The sequence below is a fragment of the Bradyrhizobium sp. CAR08 genome, assembly GCF_052871955.1.
In genome coordinates, this window is sequence record NZ_JBIXJX010000005.1 from 82,244 (window position 1) to 106,914 (window position 24,671).

Annotated in this window: 22 protein-coding genes; 9 read left to right on the forward strand and 13 right to left on the reverse strand. The window is 64.4% G+C overall.

What is annotated here, in order from left to right; genetic code table 11:
• Positions 1-19: 19 nt before the first annotated feature.
• Positions 20-991 (reverse strand): S1C family serine protease, encoded by a 972-nt coding sequence (locus tag ACIPUD_RS12770; protein ID WP_018453218.1) that lies wholly within the window; start codon positions 989-991, stop codon positions 20-22.
• A gap of 283 nt (positions 992-1,274) precedes the next feature.
• Here ACIPUD_RS12770 and ACIPUD_RS12775 point away from each other — a divergent pair, with 283 nt between their 5' ends.
• The 6 genes from ACIPUD_RS12775 to ACIPUD_RS12800 all read left to right on the forward strand — a co-directional run bounded on the left by ACIPUD_RS12775 (position 1,275) and on the right by ACIPUD_RS12800 (position 8,576).
• The gene (locus ACIPUD_RS12775) at positions 1,275-2,693 is read left to right on the forward strand and encodes a M20 family metallopeptidase (protein ID WP_377828978.1); all 1,419 of its coding nucleotides are present in this window, start codon (positions 1,275-1,277) and stop codon (positions 2,691-2,693) included.
• Positions 2,694-2,954: 261 nt separating this feature from the next.
• Positions 2,955-4,745: a peptide ABC transporter substrate-binding protein gene (locus tag ACIPUD_RS12780; RefSeq protein WP_204512484.1), complete on the forward strand. Its 1,791-nt coding sequence runs from the start codon at positions 2,955-2,957 to the stop codon at positions 4,743-4,745.
• 28 nt (positions 4,746-4,773) lie between these two features.
• Positions 4,774-5,733 carry an ABC transporter permease gene (locus tag ACIPUD_RS12785; protein ID WP_007597394.1) on the forward strand — a complete coding sequence of 320 codons (960 nt, stop codon included), beginning with the start codon at positions 4,774-4,776 and terminating at the stop codon, positions 5,731-5,733.
• On the forward strand, positions 5,699-6,616 hold the full coding sequence (locus ACIPUD_RS12790; RefSeq protein WP_007597392.1) for an ABC transporter permease: 918 nt from the start codon (positions 5,699-5,701) through the stop codon (positions 6,614-6,616). The genes ACIPUD_RS12785 and ACIPUD_RS12790 overlap by 35 nt, the downstream gene beginning before the upstream one ends.
• Entirely contained in the window at positions 6,616-7,611 is a 996-nt protein-coding gene (locus tag ACIPUD_RS12795; RefSeq protein ID WP_085350758.1) for an ABC transporter ATP-binding protein, read from the forward strand. The genes ACIPUD_RS12790 and ACIPUD_RS12795 overlap by 1 nt, the downstream gene beginning before the upstream one ends.
• Positions 7,608-8,576 (forward strand): ABC transporter ATP-binding protein, encoded by a 969-nt coding sequence (locus ACIPUD_RS12800; protein ID WP_007597389.1) that lies wholly within the window; start codon positions 7,608-7,610, stop codon positions 8,574-8,576. Before ACIPUD_RS12795 ends, ACIPUD_RS12800 begins: the two co-directional genes overlap by 4 nt.
• Positions 8,577-8,600: 24 nt before the next feature.
• Here ACIPUD_RS12800 and ACIPUD_RS12805 read toward each other — a convergent pair whose 3' ends face one another.
• From ACIPUD_RS12805 to ACIPUD_RS12815, 3 genes are all read right to left on the reverse strand, one after another.
• Positions 8,601-9,248, reverse strand: coding sequence for an HAD family hydrolase (locus ACIPUD_RS12805; protein ID WP_446480779.1), 648 nt, complete (start codon positions 9,246-9,248; stop codon positions 8,601-8,603).
• A gap of 65 nt (positions 9,249-9,313) precedes the next feature.
• Positions 9,314-11,218, reverse strand: a complete 1,905-nt coding sequence (locus ACIPUD_RS12810) for a sensor domain-containing diguanylate cyclase (protein WP_204512480.1) — start codon at positions 11,216-11,218, stop codon at positions 9,314-9,316.
• 158 nt (positions 11,219-11,376) lie between these two features.
• Entirely contained in the window at positions 11,377-11,598 is a 222-nt protein-coding gene (locus tag ACIPUD_RS12815) for a dodecin (RefSeq protein ID WP_018453224.1), read from the reverse strand.
• Positions 11,599-11,900: 302 nt separating this feature from the next.
• On the opposite strand from ACIPUD_RS12815, the gene ACIPUD_RS12820 reads away from it, so the two are divergent.
• Positions 11,901-12,902, forward strand: a complete 1,002-nt coding sequence (locus tag ACIPUD_RS12820; RefSeq protein WP_018453225.1) for a glycoside hydrolase family 16 protein — start codon at positions 11,901-11,903, stop codon at positions 12,900-12,902.
• 72 nt (positions 12,903-12,974) lie between these two features.
• Here the strand turns inward: ACIPUD_RS12820 and ACIPUD_RS12825 are convergent, their stop codons facing one another.
• The 8 genes from ACIPUD_RS12825 to ACIPUD_RS12860 all read right to left on the reverse strand — a co-directional run bounded on the left by ACIPUD_RS12825 (position 12,975) and on the right by ACIPUD_RS12860 (position 21,683).
• Positions 12,975-13,532 carry an HNH endonuclease gene (locus ACIPUD_RS12825; protein WP_007597381.1) on the reverse strand — a complete coding sequence of 186 codons (558 nt, stop codon included), beginning with the start codon at positions 13,530-13,532 and terminating at the stop codon, positions 12,975-12,977.
• A 214-nt stretch (positions 13,533-13,746) separates the two neighbouring features.
• Positions 13,747-14,724, reverse strand: coding sequence for a peptidyl-alpha-hydroxyglycine alpha-amidating lyase family protein (locus ACIPUD_RS12830; protein ID WP_018453226.1), 978 nt, complete (start codon positions 14,722-14,724; stop codon positions 13,747-13,749).
• 52 nt (positions 14,725-14,776) lie between these two features.
• A complete protein-coding gene (locus ACIPUD_RS12835; protein ID WP_446480780.1) occupies positions 14,777-16,564 on the reverse strand; it encodes a flavin-containing monooxygenase in 1,788 nt (595 codons plus the stop codon).
• 253 nt (positions 16,565-16,817) lie between these two features.
• Positions 16,818-17,447: a general stress protein gene (locus ACIPUD_RS12840; RefSeq protein ID WP_085350754.1), complete on the reverse strand. Its 630-nt coding sequence runs from the start codon at positions 17,445-17,447 to the stop codon at positions 16,818-16,820.
• Between the two features lie 12 nt (positions 17,448-17,459).
• Positions 17,460-17,780 (reverse strand): hypothetical protein, encoded by a 321-nt coding sequence (locus ACIPUD_RS12845; RefSeq protein ID WP_026232489.1) that lies wholly within the window; start codon positions 17,778-17,780, stop codon positions 17,460-17,462.
• 179 nt (positions 17,781-17,959) lie between these two features.
• Entirely contained in the window at positions 17,960-19,468 is a 1,509-nt protein-coding gene (locus ACIPUD_RS12850) for an acyl-CoA synthetase (protein ID WP_085350753.1), read from the reverse strand.
• Positions 19,469-19,490: 22 nt separating this feature from the next.
• Positions 19,491-20,675, reverse strand: coding sequence for an ABC transporter substrate-binding protein (locus ACIPUD_RS12855; protein ID WP_085350752.1), 1,185 nt, complete (start codon positions 20,673-20,675; stop codon positions 19,491-19,493).
• Between the two features lie 33 nt (positions 20,676-20,708).
• Positions 20,709-21,683, reverse strand: a complete 975-nt coding sequence (locus ACIPUD_RS12860) for an NAD(P)H-dependent flavin oxidoreductase (protein ID WP_018453231.1) — start codon at positions 21,681-21,683, stop codon at positions 20,709-20,711.
• 176 nt (positions 21,684-21,859) lie between these two features.
• On the opposite strand from ACIPUD_RS12860, the gene ACIPUD_RS12865 reads away from it, so the two are divergent.
• Positions 21,860-22,747, forward strand: a complete 888-nt coding sequence (locus tag ACIPUD_RS12865) for a LysR family transcriptional regulator (RefSeq protein WP_085350751.1) — start codon at positions 21,860-21,862, stop codon at positions 22,745-22,747.
• Positions 22,748-22,845: 98 nt separating this feature from the next.
• Here ACIPUD_RS12865 and ACIPUD_RS12870 read toward each other — a convergent pair whose 3' ends face one another.
• On the reverse strand, positions 22,846-23,499 hold the full coding sequence (locus tag ACIPUD_RS12870) for a DNA-3-methyladenine glycosylase family protein (protein ID WP_085350750.1): 654 nt from the start codon (positions 23,497-23,499) through the stop codon (positions 22,846-22,848).
• 223 nt (positions 23,500-23,722) lie between these two features.
• Between ACIPUD_RS12870 and gluQRS the strand changes: the two genes are divergently transcribed.
• The gene (gene gluQRS / locus ACIPUD_RS12875) at positions 23,723-24,595 is read left to right on the forward strand and encodes a tRNA glutamyl-Q(34) synthetase GluQRS (protein WP_085350826.1); all 873 of its coding nucleotides are present in this window, start codon (positions 23,723-23,725) and stop codon (positions 24,593-24,595) included.
• Positions 24,596-24,671: the final 76 nt, after the last annotated feature.

Sequence of the window (24,671 nt, forward strand, 5' to 3'; positions counted from 1 at the left end):
CCTGCGTCAGTTCTGATCGTCAGTGCAGCTTCGGCGCCTTCAAGAGCTTGTAGCGATCGGTCGAGGTCACCGTGACGTCGAAGGTGACGCCTTCATGATGTACCGTCAGCGGCACGTCGACGCCGGCAGCGCCGAGGCCCCACAGCTTCTTGTAGAAGCCGGTTTGGCTCGTGACCTTCTCGCCGTCGACCGCGAGGATGACGTCGCCGGTCTTGAGCTCGGCACGGGCGGCGGGACCATTGGCGGAGATCCCGATCACAACCACGCGGTTGTCGATCTCGGTCGAAAACAGTCCGAGCCACGGCCGTGCCGGCTTGTTGACGCGGCCGAATTTGCGCAGATCGTCCAGGATCGGTTTCAACAGGTCGATCGGCACGATCATGTTGACGTGCTCGGCCTTGGCCTCGCGCTCGCGTTCGAGCTGCAGCGAGCCGATGCCGATCAGCTCGCCGCGCTCGTTGAGGAGCGCCGTGCCGCCCCAATTCGGGTGCGCGGGATGGGTGAAGATGGCCTCGTCCAGCAGATATTCCCAGTAGCCGGCGAATTCCTGCTTGGCCACGATCTGGCTCGCGACCGAACGCGTGCGTCCGCCGGCGCCGCCGACCACGACGCGGTCGCCGAGCCGGGTCTCGGCCGAGATCCCGAGCGGCAAGGGGGCGACATCGAGCTGGCCGAGCGCCTGCACCAGGCCAAAGCCGGTGACGGCATCGAAGCCGAGCACATGTCCCTCCACTACGCGCCCGTCTCCGACATGCAGCCACACCGACTCTGCTTCGGTGATGAGGTAACCGATGGTGAGCACCAGCCCATCGTCGATCACGACGCCGTTGCCGGCGCGTTCGGTGCCCAGTGTCTCGGCACTGAAGGCGTCCGGCGGGATGATGGCATGCAGGCCGACGACGGAGGCGAGCGCGCGGTCGAGATCGAAACCGTAATCGCTCGCACGCGGCTGATTGGCCGGTGGCACTCTCCATTCGGTCAGGGCGGGCATGGAGTTCTCCTGGCTGAGAGCATCGCTCCGCCGATTAGCGGAACGACGCGCGAAGCACGGATAATTTAGGCCGGAGGAGGCCGTCTTGAAAGCCTCGTTCCCCAACTATTCCCGAGGCACCGGATGAAATCTTTGAAAGGCGCGGGAAGGCTTGATGCACGGTCGGTCGAGCGGGCCTCCGGCATTGGCCGCATGGCTGCTGTCCGGCGAGGTGCTAGGCGCGGTACAATGAAGCTGCTAACCATTGCCGCTTCGTTTGACCGAGGGATCACGGGGCCGAAGCATGGACAACCGCAGCGACATCTGGCGTGGCATCGACACGATCAAGGCACGTTTCATCGACCTCAGCGACAAGGTCTGGGGCATGCCCGAAGTCTGCTACACCGAGGCGCGATCCGCCGCCGAGCATCTCGCCGAGTTGCGTCATCAGGGTTTCCGCATCACCGAGCAGGTCGCGGGCATTCCGACCGCGGTGACGGGCGAATGGGGCGAGGGCGGACCGGTCATTGCCTTCATGGGGGAATATGACGCGCTCCCGGGCCTGAGCCAGGAGGCCGGCGTCGCGGAGCATCGTCCGGTCGAGACTGGCGGCCACGGCCATGGCTGCGGTCACAATCTGCTGGGTTCCGCAGCTCTCCTCGCCGCGACGGCGGTGAAGGACTGGCTTGCCGAGAACAAGGTGCCGGGCCGCGTGCGCTATTACGGCTGCCCCGCGGAGGAGGGCGGCGCGGCAAAAGCCTTCATGGTGCGCTCCGGTGCATTCGAAGACGCCGACATCGCCATCACCTGGCATCCGCACAGCTTCTGGGAAGTCGCGGTGACGCCGTCACTCGCCAACACCCGCGCCGATTTCATCTTCACCGGCCGTACCTCGCATGCGGCGGCCTCGCCGCATCTCGGCCGCTCCGCGCTCGACGCCGTGGAGCTGATGAATGTCGGCGTGAACTATATGCGCGAGCACATGCCGAGCGACGCGCGCGTGCACTACGCGCTGCTCGACACCGGCGGCATCGCCCCGAACGTGGTGCAGGCGCATGCGCGCGTGCGCTATTCGATCCGCGCCCGTGATCTGCCCGGCATGAACGAGCTGGTCGGACGCGTGAGCAAGATCGCGGACGGCGCGGCGCTGATGACCGAGACCAAGGTCGAGATGAAGATCATCTCCGCGGTCTCCAACATCCTGCCGAACACGCCGCTGGAGCAGGCGCTGCATCGGGTCATGGAAGAGCTCGGACCGCCGCATTTCGACGACGCAGACAAGGGCTTTGCCACGGAGATCCGCGCAACGCTGAGCGACAAGGACATCGAGTCGGTCTATTACGCGATCGGCATGGAGCCGACCGACCGGCCGCTGGCTGACTTCCTGGTGCCACTGGATGCCAAGCGCAATCCGCTGGTCGGCTCGACCGACGTCGGCGACGTGAGCTGGGTGGTGCCGACCGTGCAGGTCCACGCACCCACGGTTGCAATCGGTACGCCCTTCCACACCTGGCAGGTGGTCGCGCAGGGCAAGAGCGCGCATGCGCACAAGGCCATGGTGCAGGCCGCCAAGGCGATGGCCGGCATCGGTATCAAGGCGCTGACGGACCCGGAGCTGATCAAGGCTGCCAAGGCTGACCTCCAGAAGCGGACAGCCAAGACGCCTTACGTCTGTCCGCTGCCAGACCACGTCGCGCCGCCGCTCGACATGTCCGTGGCGTAGAATTTCGCCTCGATACTTCGTCTGATGCGGCGATCAAATTTTCTGCAGTGCAGCGCGGAATTCAGCGTGTTTTGATGCTGGATTGCCGAGCGGATGGGCTGCGGAATATGGTTTTGCCCAACAGACAGTCAGAAGACCGTTTGCATACACACGGTCGCAGTTGACGCGCACCCCATTCGGTGTGCCATCTACCGCCAGCCAAGCCCGGTGGTCGCCTCGCGCGACCGCCTGCATCCATACGGGAACCAGACGGGGACAACCATGCTGGATAAAGAACTGCGTTCGATGATCGGTGACGTGAAGGACGGGCGGATGGATCGCCGCGGCTTCATTCAGCGTCTTGCCGCCGTGGGTCTCACCGCGCCTTTGGCCAACCAGATCCTCGCCCTTGGCGGCGTCGCCATGGCCGAGGGCGCCTCCACCTACAAGCCGACCAAGCGCGGCGGCGGTGGTGCGCTCAAGCTGCTGTGGTGGCAGGGGCCGACCCTGCTCAATCCGCATTTTGCCACCGGCACCAAGGACCAGGACGGCGCGCGCCTGTTCTACGAGCCGCTTGCCTGTTGGGATCCCGACGGCAACATGAAGCTGGTCCTGGCCGCCGAAATTCCCTCGATCCAGAACGGCGGCCTCGCCGCCGACGGCAAGTCAGTGACCTGGAAGCTCAAGCCCGGTGTCAAATGGCATGACGGCACGCCGTTCACGGCCGACGACGTCGTCTTCAACTGGGAATATGCCAAGGATCCGGCGACCTCCGCACTGACCATTGCGACGCTCCGCGACATCACGGTCGAGAAGGTGGACGACCTCACGGTCCGCATCCTCTTCAACAAGCCGACGCCGTTCTGGGCCGACGCTTTTGTCGGGGCTCCCAATACCATCATCCCGAAACATCTGTTCAAGGACTATATGGGGTCCAAGTCGCGGGAGGCGCCGACCAACCTCTCGCCGGTCGGTACCGGCCCCTACAAGTTCGTCGAGTTCAAGCCGGGCGATCTTGTCCGCGGCGTGATCAATCCCGATTATCACATGGCCAACCGCCCCTATTTCGATTCGATCGAGATGAAGGGCGGCGGCGACGCCGTCTCTGCCGCGCGCGCGGTGATCCAGACTGGCGAATATGATTTCGGCTGGAACATTCAGGTCGAGGACGACGTGCTGCTGCGCTTGGAGAAGGGCGGCAAGGGAAAAACCGTCTACGCCGTCGGCGGCGACACCGAATTCATCGCGCTGAACTTCACCGATCCCAACACCGAGGTCGATGGCGAACGCTCCTCGATAAAGACCAAGCACCCGCTGTTTTCTGATCCAGCGGTGCGCAAGGCGCTCTCGCTGCTGATCGATCGCGAATCGGTCAAGAAGGCCATCTACGGCCGCGCCGGCCGCACCACCGCCAACTTCCTCAACGGGCCCGAAAAATTCGTGTCCAAGAACACCTCGTGGGAGTTCAGCGTGGAGAAGGCCTCGAAGATCCTCGACGACGCCGGCTGGAAGCCGGGCGCCGACGGCATCCGCGAGAAGGACGGCAAGAAGCTGAAGCTCCTCTACCAGACCGCGATCAACGGGCCGCGCCAGAAGACGCAGGCCATCGTCAAGCAGGCCTGCCAGAAGGCGGGTATCGACGTCGAGCTGAAATCGGTCGTCGCCTCCGTGTTCTTCTCCTCCGACGTCGGCAATCCCGACACCTATTCCAAGTTCTACGCCGACATGGAGATGTTCCAGATCCCGCTGAGCCAGCCCGATCCGTCGCAGCACATGCGTCGTTACCTTTCGAACCTCGTCGCCACCAAGGAGAACAAGTGGCAGGGCACCAACTTCCCGCGCTGGGTCAACAAGGAGTACGACGCGACCATCCTGGCCGCCGACGGCGAAATGGATCCGGTCAAGCGCGCGGCGCTCTACATCAAGGCCAATGATCTCATGTACCAGGACATCGTTTTCATCCCGGTGCAGCACCGTCTGAAGGTCGAGGCGGCCGCCAACAATCTGCGCCCGGTCGTTTCCGGCTGGGCCAACGAGACCGACAATTTGTTCGACTGGTACCGCGAAGAATGATCACGCACGCCTAGAGCGGTCCTTCTTCATGAGCCAGTATGTCCTGCGTCGCCTCCTGATCGCGATTCCGAGCCTGCTCGGAATTTCGCTCGTGCTGTTCGTCGTGCTCGCACTCGCCCCGGGCGATCCCTTCTCCGAGCTAGCGACCAATCCGAACGTGCCGCCCGAAGTCGCTCTCGCGCTTCGGGCGAAGTTCGGCCTCGACGATCCGATCTACCTTCGTTACCTGCACTGGCTCAACGCCATGCTGCACGGCGACTGGGGTTTCTCCTTCGTCAGCCGGATGAACGTGGACACGCTCATTCTCCAGCGACTGCCAACGACGCTGTACGTGATCGGCTCGGCGCAGATCCTTGCGCTCTTGATCGCGATCCCGGTCGGGGTCTACGCCGCGACGAAACCTTATTCGCTGTTCGACCAGGTCGCCAACACGCTCGCCTTTGTCGGCTTCTCGCTGCCGACCTTCTTCACCGGCATCCTGTTCATCCTGATCTTCTCGGTCACGCTGGACTGGCTGCCTTTCGTCTACACGACCGACATCAAGGGCACGGGAATTCACTGGGTGCTGGAGATGATCCGTCAGGCCATCATGCCGGTGGCGGTGCTCGGCCTGTTCCAGGCTGCGTCGATGACGCGTTTCGTGCGCTCGGCGATGCTCGACGTGATCCGGCTCGACTACGTCACCACCGCGCGCGCCAAGGGCATCGGCCAGAGGCGGGTGATCATCAAGCATGTGATGCGCAACGCGATGATCCCGGTCGTCACGTTGATTGCGTTGCAAATCCCGGCGGTGTTCGGCGGCGCCATCGTCACCGAGCAGATCTTCCGCATCCCCGGCATCGGCTCGCTGCTGATCTCCTCCATCCTTTCCAACGACACGCCGGTGGTGATGGCCGTCACCTTCGTCTTTGCGTGCCTGGTCGTGCTGTTCAATCTCATCGCGGACGTTCTTTATGGCTGGCTTGACCCTCGCATCTCCCTCCGCTGAGCGGCGCGTCTACTCGCCCTGGCGCGAGACGTGGCGGCGCTATAGCCGCCACAAGCTTGCCGTGGTCAGCGCGTTCCTGCTCCTCGTTCTGATCCTGGCGGTGGTGGTCGGCCCCTTTATCTGGCGGGTCAAGATCGACGACATCGACATCGTGGCGGGCATGCAGGGGCCGTCGCTGGCCCATCCCTTTGGCACCGACGATCTCGGGCAGGATATCCTCGCCCGCATGATCTATGGCGGGCGCATCTCGCTCGCGGTCGGTCTCGCCGCGATGCTGGTCTCGGTCTTTGTCGGTGTGCTGATCGGCGCGCTCGCCGGCATGTCGCGCGGCGCGCTCGGCCATGGGCTGATGTGGCTCACCGATCTCTTTTTGTCGCTGCCGCAATTGCCCCTGCTGCTGCTGCTGATCTATCTCTTCCGCGACGGGCTGAAGGCAGCGTTCGGCCCCGAGGGCGGCATTTTCATCCTGATCGTGCTCGTGATCGGTGGCTTGCGCTGGATGCCGGTCGCTCGCCTCGTTCGCGCCCAGTTCCTGTCGATCCGCGAGAAGGAATTCGTCGAAGCCGCGCGCGCTCTCGGAGCCAGCCCGGTACGGCAGGTGGTGCGCCATATCCTGCCCAATGCGCTCGGTCCGGTGATCATCGCCGGCACCATCGACGTGGCCGCAGCCATCATCGCGGAATCGACGCTGTCCTTCCTCGGCCTCGGCTTCCCGCCGGATACGCCGACCTGGGGCCGGCTGCTTTATGACGCGAAAGACTTTCTCGACATCGGCCCGCACTGGGCGCTGTTCCCGGGCGGCGCGATCTTCATCGCAGTGGTCGCCATCAACTTCATCGGCGACGGCCTGCGTGACGCGCTCGATGCGCGGCGGGTGATCTGATGGCGCCGCTGCTCGAGATCAAGGGACTGAAAACCCACTTCTCCACCGACGACGGCATCCTCCAGGCGGTCGACGGTGTCGACATCTCCATCAACCGCGGCGAGACGCTCTGCGTCGTCGGCGAATCCGGTTGCGGCAAGACCGTCACCGCGATGTCGATCCTGAAGCTGATCGCGATGCCGCCGGGCCGCATCGCGGCAGGCGAGATCATCTTCGAGGGCCGCGATCTCGTGCCGCTGACGAGCAGTCAGCTCGACGAGATCCGCGCCAAGGAGATCGGCTTCATCTTCCAGGAGCCGATGACCTCGCTCAATCCGGTGCTGACCATCGGCGAGCAGATCGCCGAAAGCCTGCGCCGCCATGAGAATGTCACCAGGAAACAGGCGCTCGATCGCACCATCGAGATGCTCAAGCTGGTGCAGATTCCCAACGCCGAAGGCCGCGTGCACAACTATCCGCATCAGTTCTCCGGCGGCATGCGCCAGCGTGTGATGATCGCGATGGCTCTCGCCTGCAAGCCGAAACTGATCATCGCCGACGAGCCCACCACGGCCCTCGACGTCACTATTCAGGCGCAGATCCTCGACCTGCTCCAGGACATGAAGGAACGCTTCGGCATGGCGGTGATGCTGATCACCCATGCCATGGGCGTCGTCGCCGAGACCGCGCAACGCGTCGTCGTGATGTATGCCGGCAAGGTGGTGGAGGAGGCGCCCGTCGACGACCTCTTTGGCAATCCCGGCCATCCCTATACCCAGGGACTGATCCGCTCGATCCCGCGCATCGATCTCGCCAGCGAGCACAAGGTGCGGCTGGAGGCGATCGGCGGCTCGGTGCCGATCCTGATCAATCCGCCGGTCGGCTGCCGCTTCGCCCCGCGCTGCCGCCACGCCATGAGCGTCTGCACCGAGAGGGAGCCGCTGCTGCGCGAGATCGCGCCCGGCCACCGTATGGCCTGTCATCTGGGAGATACGCAGTTGGGAGGCGCAGCATGACCGAGCCCCTGCTCCGCGTCAGCGGCCTGAAGAAATATTTTCCCGTGCATGGCGGCCTGTTGTCGCGCCAGGTCGGCAGCGTTTATGCCGTCGATGGGGTCTCGTTCTCGGTCAACCGCGGCGAGACGCTCGGCCTCGTCGGCGAATCCGGCTGCGGAAAGTCGACGACGGGACGCTGCGTGCTGCGCCTGATCGAACCGACCGACGGCGAGGTCGTGTTCGACGGTCAGGATGTCCGCCAGCTCGGCGGCAACGATTTGCGCGCGATGCGGCGGAACATGCAGCTTGTGTTCCAGGACCCGTTCGCCTCCCTCAATCCGCGCATGACGGTCGGCGCCATCCTCGGCGAAGCCCTCGTCATCCATAAGCTCGGCTCATCCGCCAAGGAGCGTGAGGATCGCGTCGCGAGCCTGCTGGTGAAGGTCGGGCTCAAGGCCGAGCACATGCGCCGCTATCCGCATGAATTCTCCGGCGGTCAGCGCCAGCGCATCGTGATCGCGCGTGCGCTCGCGGTCGAGCCGAAACTGATCGTCTGCGACGAACCGGTGTCTGCGCTCGACGTCTCGATCCAGGCGCAGGTCATCAACTTGCTGGAAGATCTCCAGGCGGAGCTGAACCTCACCTATCTCTTCGTTGCGCACGATTTGTCGGTGGTCGAGCACATCTCCGACCGAGTCGCGGTGATGTATCTTGGCCGTATCGTCGAGCTCGCCAAGGCCAGCGACCTCTACCGCAATCCGCAGCATCCCTACACGAGGGCGCTGTTATCGGCGGTGCCGGTGCCCGATCCCAAGCTCAAGCGCGAGCGTATCCGCCTCAAGGGCGACGTTCCGAGCCCGATGAAGCCGCCGTCGGGCTGCCACTTCCACACCCGCTGTCCTATCGCCCAGCCGCGTTGCGCGGAAAGCGCACCGGAGCTGAAGGAGGGAGCAGGCGGGCACTTTGTGGCGTGCCATCTCGCCTGACGCCGGGAAAAGCGGATCGCGCATTCATGCGTGAAGCAGGCCGTGCTCCGACAGGGCCCGCCTGAAAGCCTCAACCGAGGTGTGGTGATGCGCGAACAGGCCCGCCTCTCGCGCACCGGCGACATTGGCCATGAGATCGTCGACGAACAGGACGTTCTCCGGTTTGACGTCGAGCTCCGACAGACAGAGGCGGAAGCAGCGCGGGTCCGGCTTCGCCGTCTTGAACCGGGCCGAGGCGTAGATTCGCGAGCCGAACAGCGGTGGCAATTCCGGCAGCAGCGCTGCGATATGGTCGGCGACCAGCGTCGTGTTGTTGGTCAGGACGGCAATGTCGACGGTTTGACGCAAGCTGCCGACAATCTCCAGCATGGCACGATCGGCCTGCATTGAACGGCGTCGCGCCTCGATCCACTCGTCCAGTGACAGCGGATAGCCGATGCGGTCGCCGAAACCCCGCAAATAGTCCGCGGCATCGAGTGTGCCGGAATCGCCGAGCAGCTCGAAGCCGCTGTCCCAGATCGCCTTGTGGACGGATTCGCTCGTGGTCCCCGCAACCTTCGCCAGCCATGCGACACGCTTTGCCCTGTCGTAGTCGCAGAGGACATTGTCCATGTCGAAGAGGACGAGTTTGATTTGACCGGTCACCGCAGCACTCTCGGATTGGCCGAACATCCGGCCGTGATCCAAGCCATACCGCGCTGGAGCGCAGGCAACAAATCGGGCCAACGGTCGATCCGTCACGCGCTCCTGGCGGGCCAGGGAACGACCTGTCCCGACATCACCAGCCGGTCACGGCCGTTGTCCTTGGCGGCGTAGAGCGCGCGGTCGGCGGCGCCGACCAGCGTGCTGCAGTCCGCCGTGGTTTGGGACGGCAGACTCGTCGCGCCGCCAACGCTTGCGGTCACCAGGCGCGAGGGGGGACTTTGCGCATGCGGCATGGCGAGATCGTGCAGAGCCTTGCGAATCCCTTCGCCGACCTCGGCGCAGCCCTCGGGACCGGTGTTCGGCAACAGCACGGCGAATTCTTCGCCACCGTAGCGCGCCGCGACGTCGGCCTGGCGCTTGGTGTGGGTTGATAGGATCCGGCCCAGCGCGCGCAGGCATCCGTCGCCCGCCAGATGCCCGTATTGGTCGTTGAACTTCTTGAAATGATCGACATCGATCAGCAGGAGCGAGAGCTGCGTGCCATCGCGCCGGGCCCGGGCCCATTCCTCGGCGAGGCGCTCGTCGAACGCGCGCCGGTTGACGAGTCCGGTGAGGCCGTCGGTCGTTGCAAGCGAGGCGAGCTTGTCCTGAAGATCCTTCTGCTCGGTGATGTCGCGCACCACCGCGACGACGCCGTCGATCTCACCGCTGTCCGACGCCAGGGTCACGTGCAACGCCGCCTCCGCCCAAATCTCGCCCTTGTCGCGATGACGGTGGCGATAGACGAACCGCGTCTCCTCGGCCTCGCCATTCTTAAGCGCGGCGATAGCCTGCTCGACCCGCTCCATGTCGTCGGCGTGAATGCCGGCCAGGGCCGAGGTGGATAGCAGCTCGTCGGAGGACCAGCCCGTGATGCGTACGCACGAGGGGGAAACGTAGAGCAGCCGGTTGTCCAGCCCGATCCGGGTCACCATGTCGCTGGATTGCTCGGCCAACAGGCGGAAGTTTGCTTCGTTGACGACGAGGGCCTGGGCCGTACGCTGCCGCTGTACGAGCTGACGGACCAGGTAGAAGCCGATCACCGCGATCAGCAGCACGAGGCCGAGGACGAAGGTGGTGCGCGCAGCCGCGGCTTGCCGCCACGGCGCCAGCACGTCGTCCCGCGACTTGCTCGCCAGCACCATTAGGGGATAGCGGCTGCTGCGTTGGTAATAGCTCAGCCGCTGGACGCCATCGAGCGGCGACTTGAAATAGTAGACTGCTGCGGCGGGGCGACTTTCCCATCCCTTGAACAAGGGCGCATTGGACAGGTCGCGTCCGACAAAGGCGCCACTGTCGTCGCGGCTGCGCGCCAGCATGATGCCGCTATCGTTGAGCAGCGATGCCGAGCCGTTCGTACCGATGTCGAACCGCTCGTAGAACTTGACGAAATAGCCGACGTCGATCGTGAGCAGGGCAACGCCGGCGAAGCCGCCGTCGGCATCGTTGATCCGGCGGGACGCGGTGACGACCCATTGGCCCCCGGCTCGACTCTTCACGGGCGGTCCGATCAGCGTGCCCATCTCCGGCGAGTCCCGATGACGCTGGAAATATTCGCGGTCGCTGTTGTTGAGCTTGGAGAAGTCGAGCCGCTCGGTCGTGGCAAGCCACTGCCCGCTCGCGTCATAAACGAAGATGCCGCGGATCCGGTCCGATGATTTTCGTGTCGGCAGATAGGCCTGAAGCTTGGTGATCGTGTCCGGACCCGTCCCGTCGATTTCGAGCCGGTGGACCAGGCCTACGAGGATTGTATCAACGAGTTCGAAGGTGTCGTCCGCGTGCTGGATCAGCGAATGCGCCAGATTGGCGACGTCGATCTCGGCGTTCTTGAGATCGGCATTGCGTGTTTCCCATTCACGCCAGGCGCTCAAGCCGAGGATGGCGAAGCAGGTCAGGATGACGAAACCCGCTGCCCAGAGCGGAAGGCGCGTCTTTCCGAGTTCGCGGCCCGTGGTCATCAGGCTTGCTCCATTTCGGCGCAAACCTCTCACTTTGGCCTTAACGGGCTGTTGCAACTTCCGTGCGGATTGTGCGCTTCCGGTCGGAACAATCCTCGACAATTGACGGGCTATCGTCGAGCTAACCAGGCTGACCCCGCGCGCCGGGCCTTTCTGCCTCACTCATCCAGCGTGAAGCCGACCCGCAGCGTCACCTGGTAGTGGCGCACGGCACCGTTCTCGATATGGCCGCGCGTTTGCACCACCTCGAACCATTTCATCTCGCGAACGGTCTTTGCGGCCCGGCTGACCGCGTTCTTGATCGCATCCTCGATCGACGTCTCGGACGATCCGACCAGTTCCAGGATCTTGTAGACGTGATCCGTCTCGCTTGTGGCCATGACTATTCTCCCCTCGTGCTGTGGCGGGACCGGATATGTCTGTCGCGGACAACTGGCGCCCGCGCGACATCCGGCCTCGACTCTGAACGGATGCCGGCGCCCCGAGTTCCGTCCCGGCAGGAGCCTGCCGCTCGCCTTCCGAGCGCTGCCTAGGCGTCCCAATTTTTCTAAGTGCACGAAAATCTGGATCGCGTGTGCAAGCGGCGCTCCTGAATTGGCGCGCGGTCGCCGGCCCGCTCTTGCCGGTTCCGATATGAGTAAGCTAACCTCGGCCTTTCCTCTGGCGTCTTCGAAGTGCGGTGATGATCGAGCGTTGGACGAGGGGCGCTCTGGCTGCGATCGGTCTCTGCGTTGTGCCCGCGCCGGCCATCGCGCAGGACGATCTCGACGGTGCCCCGATGAGCATGTCGCTGCAGGTCACGACCGATCCCTCCACCATCGAGTGCCGTCGGCTGGAGAAGGTCAATCCGGCCTCGCTGGTCTTCTTGCCGCTACGCCGGACCTTCAACGAGGATTTTGACGAGCATCCGCTGGCAAACGGACGCTGGGTGCCGCATTACGCCGGCGGCGCGGCCTGGCCGGAGGCGCGTTACTGGGGCGGCGACGGCTCCGACTTCAAGCGCAAGACCAGCGCCAATGGCGAGCAACAGATCTATGTCGATCCGCGCTATGCGGGGCGCAACGCGGCGCCGCTCGGGCTCGATCCGTTCAAGGTCAAGGACGGCGTGCTGTCGATCGTCGCCAGCCGTACCCCGCCGGGGTTGAAGCCGGTGCTGTTCGACAACGAGTACATCTCCGGGATACTGACGACCCAGGGCACGTTCGCGCAGAAGCACGGCTATTTCGAGATCCGCGCCAAGGTGCCGGTCGGGCACGCAGTGTGGCCGGCGTTCTGGATGCTGGCGGATGACGGTGGCTGGCCGCCGGAGGTCGACGTGCTGGAAGGCCGCGGCGAAAAGCCGGGCGATCTCGTGATGACGACGCATTGGCGGATTCCCTCGACCCAGAAGATTCAGTCCTGCGGCTTCGACTTCGCGGTCGGCGACGCGTCGAGCGCATTCCACACTTACGGTGTGCTGTGGGAGGAGGATCGCCTGGTCTATTTCATCGACCGCAGACCGGTGTCCGACATCAAGGTGCCGATCGGTTTCGACGATCCCATGTACATGATCGTCAATCTCGCGATCGGATCCAAATTCTTTCTCGGCGTCGGTCCGGTCGACGCGGAGTCGCCGCCTACCGTCGCATTCGAGATCGACCGGATTTCCGTCTATCAGATCGATCTGGAGCAGGCGCGCAGATAGAAGCTCGCTGATCTCTCCCGGCGTTGGGCGGCGCGAGTCAACGATGGATTGCCGAGGGCCTGCACGCCGACGTTACGGATCCAGCTCCGTATCCCAGTAGAGATAATCCAGCCAACTGTCGTGCAGATAGTTCGGCGGGAACAGGCGGCCGTTACGGTGGAGCTGGTGCACGGTCGGCGCGAAGGCGTGCTGGCGTGGAAACATCTTGGCCTGCACCGGCGTCAGATTGCCCTTGCGCAAATTGCAGGGCGAGCACGCCGCGACCACGTTCTCCCAGGTGGTCTGGCCGCCTTTGCTGCGCGGGATGATGTGGTCGAAGGTGAGGTCTTCGGGCGAGCCGCAATATTGGCAGGCGAAACGATCGCGCAGGAAGACGTTAAATCGGGTGAAGGCAGGGTGGGTGGTCGGCTTGACGAAGGATTTGAGCGAGACGACGCTCGGCAGCTGCATTTGCAGCGTGGGGCTATGGACCGCCTGATCGTAATGCGCGACGATGTTGACGCGGTCGAGGAATACCGCCTTGATCGCGTCCTGCCACGACCACAAAGACAGTGGGTAGTAACTCAGCGGCCGGAAGTCCGCATTCAGCACCAACACCGGCCAATGGCCTTGCGAGACATGTGCGTTCAAGTAACGCTCCTGGCCTCCAATGTACGCTGCGAAGCAGCACGTAACTGACATACTACATGCAGCGTGACGGGATTGTGAAGCCCGTTGAGCGACTTATTCCGGCACAAGCAATGCGGCCGGGGGGTGGCAAAGCGCGCAAAACGCTGTGATTTCCAAGTCCGAGGCCGTTGAGGCAGCGTCATCCTGACAGCGCGACGTGGATGTGCCGAGGCAGCTACTCCCGCACGCGCTCCAGCTTCTGCAAACATCGCGTCGCGCGCACCACGGCCGGCATCTCCTCGTCCGGAAAGCTGGTCTTCCAGTCGGTGACGCCGACCTCGCCGACATAGATGTCGCCCCTGGAATCCAGTGCGATGCCGTGCGGCGCCAGGAACTTGCCGCTCGCAACGCCCGGGCCTTCCTCGCCACCGAGCCGCGCGATGCGGTTGCCCTTGGCGTCCACGATCGAGAGCCGCGGGCCGAGATTGGGCACCTTGCGGTTGACGGCCAGGCCAGGGCCGAGTTCCCCGATGACGAAGGTCGGGCTCTTAGCCCCACCGCAACAGCATAGCGCACAAGGGCGGTGCAGATTGTTCCACTGCGTCTCGTACTTGCCGTTGCCGTCGAACACCTGCACGCGGTGGTTCTCGCGGTCGGCGACATAGACAAAGCCGTCGGCGTCGGTGGCGATGTTGTGCACGATGTTGAACTGGCCGGGATCGGTGCCGGGTTCGCCCCAGCTTGTCATCAGCTTGCCGCCGGGCGTGAATTTGTGCACGCGCGCATTGCCATAGCCGTCGGAGACGTAGATTTCACCCTTCGGCGACAGCGCGGTGTGGGTGCAGCGGTGGAAGGGATCGCCGCTCATGAACGGCGACGGTTTCTCGGGGATGCCGATCGTCAGCAGCACCTTGCCGTCGGTGGTGCACTTGCGCACGGTGTGGTCGCCGTCATCGGTGCAATAGAGATTGTCGTCGGCATCGATGTGCAGGCCGTGGGCGCGCGAGAACAGGCCTTCGCCCCAACTTCGCAAGAAATTGCCCTCGCGGTCCAGCACGACCATCGGATGGGCCCCGCGGTTGAAGACGTAGACGCGGTCCTTGCTGTCGACCGCGACCGAGGCGACGTCGGTGAGCTGCCATCCGTCCGGCAGCTTTGCGAAGTTTTCAACGACGCGGTAGCGGTGCTCGCCGGTGCCGAGAATGGCTGGCATGAATTCTCCTCTTGTTCGTTATCGTGGTGCGACACTGCTTCTACGGTGTTGTTCAAGCGGTGCTCGCCGCTGCCGCTCCAGCCTGCCCCAAAATCCCTTCCTCGATCGCCTTGATCTGCAGCGCCAGATATTTCGAGTTGATCCGGCATTGCGCGAGGCTGCCGGCGATGAACCAGAGGCCGGGCTGCCTGGTGCGCGTATACATGTTACGCAGCTCGAGGCCGTCGCCAAAGCCCCAGATCGGGCCGACCCGGTCGGCGACGGCGTCGCCGAACAGTTTCTGCACCAGATATTCCTGTGTCTTGTAACCGGTCGAGAGCACGATCAGGTCGGCCGAAAGGGTTGTGCCGTCCTTCATGCGAACGCCCTCGGTGACGAAGCTCTCGATGTCGGAAAACTGCCTGAGCTTGATCGCGCCCTCGATGAGGAGGTTGGAGCAGCCGACATTGAAATAATAGCCGCCGCCACGGGTGAGATATTTGAACTGCCAGCCGGTGCCGGCCTCGCCGAAATCGAGCTTGAAGCCGACGCGCCGCAACCCGTCGAGCAGTTCCTTGTCGAGCTCCTTCGACTGCTCCGTCAGCATCACATGGGTCTTTTTCGCGAGCGGTGTCGGCATCGAGGTCGCGATCAGATCGTTGTCCTCGAGCGTGCCCTCATTGTAGGTCGCATAAGCGAGTTGGGCCGACGGCTCGATATTGGTGACGAGCGTAGGTGAACGCTGCACCAGCGTCACTTCGGCACCACTGGAGTGAAGATCCTGCGCGATGTCGTGGCCGCTATTGCCGGTGCCGATGACGATGGCGCGTTTGCCTGTCCAGGTCTCGCCGTCCTCGTAGCGGCTCGAATGCAGCAGCGTGCCCTTGAAGTTATCCAGGGTCGGAATGACAGGCACATTGGCGATGCCGCTGACGCCGGTTGCCATCACCACATGGCGCGGGTGCATGATACGCTCACTGCCGTCGGTGTGCCGCAGTGTGACGGTCCAGTGGTCTTTCGCATCGTCGTAGGCGCCGCCCTCGAATTCGGTGCCGGTCCAGAAGTTCAGCTCCATCGCCTCGACGTAAGCTTCGAACCAGTTGGCGAGCTTGTCCTTGGGGATATAGGTCGGCCAGCTCGGCGGAAACGGCATGTAGGGCAAATGATTGACCTGCACCTGGTTATGCAGGGTCAGCGCGTGGTAGCGCTTGCGCCAATTGTCCCCGATCCGCGCCTCGCGATCGACGATCAGGGTGTCGATGTTCAACTGTTTCAGCCGCGCCGCGATCGCGAGCCCGGCCTGGCCGCCGCCGACCACCAGCACGGCGGGATCGCGATCGGCGTAGTCGCGCGAGCCGTTGCGCAAGTCCAGCCAGTTCGGTCCACGGAAGTCGCGCGAATAGGCCTGGCCGCGCGGCCGCGAGGTGCCGAGCTGCTCCTCGAAGCCCTTGAGCTCGTCGAGCGCGGTGAGGAGCGTCCACGCTTTCAGGCGGTCGCCGTCGGTGGCGTCGGGCACAAGCCTGACGATGCCGCTGCCGCGCCCCAGTGCGGTTTCGAAATTGAAGATCACCTCGATAGTGTTGGTCCCGGCACGCGTCACCCAGCGCGGTGGCGCTCGGTTCGGCGCAATCTTGAAGCTGCCCGGCGCAGCCTTTGCCGCGAGCGTTGTCAGCTCCCGCTTGATCGAGTCGCCGCCGCCGATCGTTTGCAGGTTCCAGCTTAGTGCCAGCACATCGCGCCAATAGCTGTCGGCGAGGAAAAGACGATCCAGCGCAGCGCTATCGGCTGCGCCCAGCGTTAGCTCGACCTCATCGAGCCAGGCTTGCGCGGATGCGACAATGTCCTTGGTCCTGTCCAGCATGCGCGACCTCGTGCCGTCTCCGCGGCGTTTCCTCTACGGTCGAAAGCTATACTGTTTCGCAGACGGCCAATAGCCGATTACCCGAGCAGTGAGAACATGTGGCCCTGCTTCAGCGGAATGCGCTCGTTGAGAGAGACCTGCGGCACCCTCGTGGTGTTCGAGGAGGGGCACGCGAAAAAGGCTCCACCTTGGTGGAGCCTCCCTCGCGCTCTTGGGATTCACAGCCGCTGGCGTGGCGGCGAGCGGAACATCCCTACCTCATCCGCGTGCCGGCGCCGTACAGCTCACGCTCACGGCCGACATCGTCGGGTGACAACGGCGGGCTTGCGGCATCGAAGCCGTTCCAGCCGGATTTTTGCCAGGCGGCGCTCCGTTCCTGCAGGTTCACGGCCTTCTCGTGCAGAAGGGCATCGAGACGTGTGCTGTCCTGGTCGGGTACCCGCGCCGATACCAGCGTTCCGCCGCGACGGACGCCCTCCGCGTAGCGCGACGCATCATCCTTGGAGACGCCGGCTTCGGTCAGCGCGCCAACGATGCCGCCCGTCGCGGCGCCGGCCGCGGCACCAACTGCGGTCGAAGCCAGCCATCCGGCGGCAACCACCGGTCCGAGTCCCGGAATGGCCAGCAGGCCGAGTCCGGCAAGCAGGCCGGCCGCGCTTCCGAGGCCTGCGCCGATGCCGGCACCCGTGCCGGCACCTTCGGCGCGATCGTCGACGCCGTCGCGATCACGGTCAACCTTGCCGGTGGAGGAGCCGTACCAGTTATCGGAATTGTTCGCGACGATGCTGATGTCGGAGTGCGGCACGCCCGCGGCCTCCAGACGCCTGACCGCACGTTCCGCATCCGAATAGGTGTCATAGAGTCGAGAAATAGTGGTCGTCATGTTTCATCCTCCTTACTTGGCGGGGTTCACGTTGCCCTGGAAATCGACGCTCACGTCCGCCTTGGTCCCGGCCTTGTCGGCCTTGCCGCGCCAGACGCCGTTGTCGTCCTTTTGCAGTCCGGAAACATTGGAATAACCCGCGCCCTCGATCTTCGACTTCGCCTGGCCCTCGGTGAAGCTGTTGCGGCCCGCGACCGGTGCGTTGGAGTTGTTGTGATCAGAGCTGTTGACGGCGTTGTTGCCCGGCCCGCTCTGCGCAGGCTGTGACTGTGCACTGACAGGCGCTGATCCGAGCAGCAGCAGAGCTGCGGCGAGCATGGTGAGACGAGACATTTTTTATTCTCCGGCTGTTGATTGTGCCGGTCGACAACAGGCGAGATTCGAATTGGTTGCTCTTCCATTTGCGACGGAAGCGCGCGTCTTCAATCTGCCGAATATTGGAGAGGCGCAGGAACGATTGCCACTCGTTCCCGTTTATGCGGTCCGGCACTCTCGGACGGCGTTGCCTGTCCTCACATCGTCCAATAGGGCTCCCGCAGCTTGCGCTTGAAAATCTTTCCCGTGGCCTCGCGCGGCAGCGCGTCACGGAATTCGACGTCCTTTGGCACCTTGAAATTGGCAAGCCGCCCGCGCAGGAACGATCGGACGGCGTCGGCCGAGAGCTCGGCATCCGATTCAGGCTCGACAAAGGCGCACAGCCGTTCGCCGAATTCCGCGTCGGGGATGCCGAACACGGCACAGTCGCGCACGCCGGGCATTCCGATCAGCACGTTCTCGATCTCGGCGGGATAGATGTTGACGCCGCCGGAGATCACCATGTCGCGCTTGCGATCGCACAGGAACAGATAGCCGTCCGCGTCGAGGTAACCGACGTCGCCGACGCTGACCAGGCCGTCACGGCCGGCTTCGGCCCTTGCCTGCGACCTGCCGTGATAGTCGAAATCGGGCACTGACGTCTGGCGCATGTAGATTTCGCCGACTTCGTTTGCACCGCACGGGCTGCCGTCATCGCGGAAGATCCTGACGATGCCGCCTTCGATGGGGCGGCCGACCGTGCCAGGCTTCTTCAGTGCTTCCTCGGCCGAGTGCCACACCGGGATCCCGGTCTCGGTGGAGCCGAAATATTCGTTGATGACCGGTCCCCACCAGTCGATCATGGCGCGCTTGACGTCCGGCGGGCAGGGGGCGGCGCCGTGCACGACGAAACGCAGCGACGACAGGTCGTAGCGCTGCCTGACCGCTTCGGGCAACCGCAGCAGCCGGACGAACATGGTCGGTACCATGTGAATGTGCGTGACGCGGTGGCGCTCGATCAGCGCCAGCAGCTCCTCGGCATCGAACCGCGCCTGGAGGATGATGGTGCAAGCGCTGCGGAACGCCAGCATGCCGTAGGAATGCGGCGCCGAGTGATACATCGGGCCGTTGATCAGCACGATTTGGTCTTCCCGCGGCTTGATGCCATAGGCAATCCCGCCCACGCGTTCGGAGGCGGCCGCCTGTTCGGGCTGCATCGGCATGCGCCGCACGCCCTTCGGCATGCCCGTGGTGCCGGATGTATAAATCATCGCTGCGGCCCGCCGCGGCGGCTCCTGCGCCTGCGGATGGTCGTCGCGCCAGCGGTCCCAATCGGTCAGTCCCACCGGGATCTCGGTCAGTTCCCCAGGGATCGAAAAGGTCGCTGCGAGTTCGGGCGGCGTCGCGACGACCAGGAGAAGGACATCCGCCGGTACGCCGTCACGGATCTGCGGCAGCAAATCCGCGTGGCAGACCAGGATCTTCGCCCCGCTGTCGGCCAGGATGTAACGGACCTCCTCGGCCTTCAAATGCCAGTTGATCGGCACCACCGGACTGCCCAGCGCGGCCGAGGCCGCAACCACCTCGAACAGAGCGAAATCGTTGCGCAGCATCATCGCGACCGGCGCGGCCTCGGCAAGCCCCAGGGCGCGGAAGCCGCTCATCGCCCGCCTGATCCGAGCCCGGATGTCGTCATAGCTGATCTGGCGTTCGCCGCTGATGATCATGGCGTCTCCTCATCCCGCTCGTCTAGCGATCATCCAGCACGTCGCCGAAGCCGACCCAGCTCTTGCCATTGAAGCGCCGGAGCTGAAGCTGCTGGAACGGCAGATAGTCGTCGGGGCCGGTCGTAACCGCCATTCCCGGCAGCAGCAGCGGCAGCTTCACATCCTTCAACGAGGCCGCCTGGCGCATGATGTTGTCGCGGCTGATATCATCCTTGCACCCCTTCAGCACCGTCATCAGCAGCGTGGCATAGTGATAGCCCGCGGCGTAGTTGGAGTTGGAGAGGTCCGCGGCCGGCATGTAGCGCTTCATGAAGGCGAAGTATTCCTTCACGCCGGGATCGTCGACCCATTGCGGGTCCATCGTGTCCTTCTGATTGCTCGACGAGATCAGGCCGACCGCGTTGTCGAGCCCTGCCGGTTCCAGGAAAGAGATCGACGACGCCGAGGTCGGCACGAAGAACAGCTCCGGCTTCCAGCCGATCTCGGCCACGCCCTTGACCATTTGCGAGGTGAACTTGCCGAGCACGACGCCGAACAGCACGTTGGCGCCCGAGGCCTTCAAGGTCGAGAGTTGCGAGCTGATCGTCGGCGCGCTGGTCTCGTAGCTCGCTTCCGCGATGATCATGCTTGCGGCCTTAGGCCCGAGCGCTCGCTTGAAGCCGGCGACATAGTCGCGGCCGAAATCGTCGTTCTGCGAGAGGATCGCGATCCTGGCGTCGGGCTTGGCCTGCAAAATGTATTTGGCATAGACCACGCCCTCGGATTCGTAGGCCGCCATGCCCGGCATGGTCCACGGGTTCTTCTGCGGATCGGCCCATTTGGTGGCGCCGGAGAGCACGAACAGCTGCGGCACTTTCTTGGCGTTGAGATAGCGCTGCACGGCGCTGTTGGTGGCGGTGCCGAGCGAGCCGAACATCATCAGCACCTCTTCTTGCTCCACCAGCTTGCGGGTCTGCTCGACGGTCTTCGGCGGCGAATAGGCGTCGTCCAGCGTGATGAACTTGACCTTGCGGCCGTTGATGCCGCCTTCGGCATTGACCTTCTCGAAGAACGCTTCCTGCGTCCGTCCGATCGCGCCGAAGCCGGAGGCCGGGCCGCTGTAGGGCAGGGTCTGCCCGATGCGGATCTCGTCGCTGCCTTCGGCATGGGCGCTGCCGCCGGCGAGCATCAGCAACGACATCCCGATCAGTGCGGCTGCCAGCTTCATGGTGTCCTCCCGTTTTATTGTCGGTCCGAGACGTCAGGCGCTGACGCGCATCAGGAAATCCTGTCGGGCCTGGTCGAATTCCCGTTTCATCCGGTCGACGAGCTCGGCGACCGGCGGCGCGTCGGCGATCTGGCCGATACCCTGGCCCGAGCCCCAGATGTCGCGCCACGCCTTGGACTTCATGTTGCCGCCGGAGCCGAAATTCATCTTCGTCTTGTCGGCCGCCGGCAGATTGTCCGGATCGAGCCCGGCCGCGGCGATCGAAGGCCCGAGATAGTTGCCGTGCACGCCGGTGAAGAGGTTGGTGTAGACGATGTCATGCGCGGTGTGCTGCGTCAGCGCCGACTTGTAGGCTTCGTCAGCGTTGGCTTCCTTCGTCGCGATGAAGCGCGTGCCCATATAGGCGAGGTCGGCGCCCAGCGTCAGCGCGGAGGCGATCGCGAAGCCGTCGCTGATTGCGCCCGACAGCAGGATCGCACCGTCGAACCATTGTTTGACCTCGCGTACCAGTGCGAAAGGCGAGAGCGTTCCTGCATGTCCTCCAGCGCCGGCGCAGACCAGGATCAGACCGTCGACGCCCTGCTCGGCGGCCTTGCGCGCGTGCTTGACGTTGATGACGTCGTGGAACACGAGGCCGCCGTACGAGTGTGCGGCCTCGACGAGCTCGGCGGGCGGTCGCAGCGAGGTGATGATGATGGGCGCCCTGTGCTTCACACAGGTCTCCATGTCCTTCATCAGCCGGTCGTTGGAGGCGTGGCAGATCTGGTTGACGGCGTAGGGTGCGACCTTCTTGCCGGGATTGCGCGACTTGTATTCGCCGAGTTCGTCCTCGATGCGGCTCAGCCATTCGTCGAGCTTTTCCACCGGACGGGCATTGAGTGCCGGAAACGAGCCGACCACGCCGGCCTTGCACTGGGCGATCACCAGCTCAGGGCCGGAGACGAGGAAGAGCGGCGAGCCGACCACGGGCAGCTCGAGCGAATCCTTCAAGAGAGCGGGCAGCGCCATAATGTCCTCCCGGAAACGCAGCCCGCCGGCAGGCGGATGACGAGGCGTTTCCTTCTTTGATTGTCGCGGGCGAGTTGCCGCCCATGTTTCATTTGACGTCATTATAGGGGTTGGAGTGGGGCCTCCTATCGTTCAATATTGAACGGCGACTATTCAGATTTGAACAGAGGCCGCTCATGGACTGGGACCTTTGCAAGACCTTCCTCGCGGTCGCCGATACCGGCAGCTTCACCGGCGCGGCGCGCCGGCTGCACAGCAGCCATCCCACCGTCAGCCGCAAGATTGCGGCGCTGGAAGCCCAGCTCGGCACCAGGCTGGTGGCGCGTGCCGCCGACGGCCTTGCGCTGACGGCGGATGGACGGACGCTGCGCGAGCACGCCGAGGTAATGGCGGCGGCCGCGCTGCGGGCGGAGACGGCAGTCTCGGCCGGAGGGCATAAGGCGCGCGGGACCGTCAAGCTATCGATCGGCGCAACGCTGGCCTCGCATTGGCTGATGCCGCGCCTGCCTGCGTTCCTGCGCGCGCACGATCACGTCCAGCTCGAGATCATCACCCATCCGTTTCCGGCGAGCGTGCGCCGGCGCGAGGCGGACGTGGTGTTGCGCCCCTTCGACAGCGGCGAGGAAAATCTGGTCGGCCGCAAGATCGGCCGTCTCGGCACGGGATTCTACGCCTCGCGCGGCTACGCCGGCGGGCGGTCCTTGCCGGAACGGCGCGGCGAGTGGAAGGGGCACAGCGTCATCGGTTTCGCCGATCAGACCTCCAATCTCCAGCTTGCGCGCTGGAGCGACGTCGTCACGCGTCAGGCCTGGGTGGTGATGCGCTGCTCGTCCCAGGGCGACATGCTGGCGGCGGTCCGCGCCGGACTCGGAATCTCCGCCCTGTCGTGCTTTGTCGCCGAAAGCTATCCCGATCTTGTGCGTGTCGCGCCGCAGAAGCTCGCCAGCGTGGCGGACCTGTGGCTGCTCGCCCATCCCGACCTCGTCGAACTGCCGGCGGTGCGGGCCGTCATCGACTTCGTCGCCGATTGCGCCCGGACCGATCGCGTCAGGCTGCGGGGCTAGAGCGTTTTCGAGCGAAGTGGACACCGGTTCGCGTCAAGAAAACGCGTCAAAACAAAACACTAGAGCCCCGTTCCGATTCCATCGGAACGGAACTAGCTCTAGGCTGATCCCGCGATGACGCCTTCGCGTTTTTTCACCGCGCGATAATAGCTCCACCACAGATGTGCCGCCGCTCCGCGCAGGGGGCGCCAGGGTTCGGCGAGCGGCGCCATCTGCTTCTCCGTTGGCCGCGCCTGCAAGCCGAGCCCGATGCGGATGCCTTCCTGCACGGCGAGGTCGCCGGCCGGCCAGGCGTCGCCATGGCCGAGGCAGAACAGCAGATAGACGTCCGCGGTCCAGGGTCCGATGCCGGGCAGTGCGATCAACGTGTGATGCGCGGCATCGGCGTCTTCTTCCGCGAGCACGTCGAGGTTCAGCCGTTCTGCGGTGATCTCGCGCGCGAGATGTTTCAGCGTCTTGATCTTGGCGGCGGACAGGCCGAGCCGCCCCAGCCGGTCGGTGCGGGCGCGGCGGACAGCCTCGTGGTCGAACGGATCGAACGCGGCGGACAACCGTCCCCAGATCGCCGCGGCGCTCGCAGTCGAGAGCTGTTGCCCGCAGACGATGTGGGCAAGCCCCGCAAAACCCGGCTCGCGCCGCCGCAACGCCGGCATGCCGGCAGTCGCCAGCACTGGCTTCAGGCGCGGATCGCGCTTGACCAGCGCGTGGACGGCCTCTTCGAGATCGGATTGGGTTTCGAGGTGGATGGTCATGGCAATCGTCAACTCTCTCCGGCGTCATGGCCGGGCTTTCACCCGGCCATCCACGTCTTTCCAACGTGCATCATTGTTAGCACGGCTGGTGATCATCGCATTCTCGGGGACCTTGACACGATCGGTGCGCCGCTCCGAAGAACGTGGATGGCCGGGACACAGGCGAGCGGAAGCGACGCCATCCGTCTAGACGGCTATGCCCGGCCATGATGAGTTCCGAAGCATGTCGCCACCCGTTTTCCGATTTGCCCCCAGCCCGAATGGCTACCTGCATCTCGGCCACGCTTATTCCGCGCTGCTCAATTCCGACCGCGCGCGCGAGACCGGTGGGCGGCTGTTGCTGCGGATCGAGGACATCGACGCGACGCGTTGCCGGCCGGAATATGAGACAGCGATCTACGAAGACCTCGCCTGGCTCGGCATCGCCTGGGAGACGCCGGTGCGGCGGCAGTCGGAGCATCTCGATGCGTATCGGACGGCGCTGGACAGGCTCTCGGCGCTCGGCCTGGTCTATCCAGCCTTCGAAAGCCGCGCCGAGATCGCAAGGCTGGTTACGGCGCGTGAAGCGGATGGGCCGTGGCCGCGCGATCCCGACGGCGTGCCGCTCTATCCCGGCGCCGCCAGATCGCTGTCCGCGGACGAGCGCGACCGCCTCATCGACACCGGTGCGCCTTATGCGCTTCGGCTCGACATGGCAGCCGCCTGCCGCCGCGCTGTGGGCCTGAGCTGGAACGAACTGGGCGAGGGGCCGGATGGTGAGCGTGGCGTCGTCCCGGCGCGGCCAGAAGCCTGGGGCGACGTCATTGTGGCCCGCAAGAAGACGCCGACGAGCTACCATCTGTCCGTTGTTGTCGACGATGCGCTCCAGGACATCAGCGAGATCGTGCGGGGCCAGGACCTGTTCCACGCCACTTCGGTCCACCGTCTGCTTCAGGTTCTGCTCCACCTGCCCGAACCCGTCTACCGCCACCATGGGCTACTTCGCGACGAGCGCGGCCGGAAGCTGTCGAAATCAACCAGCTCGACCGGCCTTCGTGAACTGCGCGCCGGCGGCGCCACGCCGGCCGGTATCCGCCGGTTGGTGGGATTAGGTTAAGTTTCTCTGGGGGTTAGCCAAACGGCGCCGTGACTCCGGGTGTTCCGCCGTGCCATGCTCGCCTGACAGCGCGGGG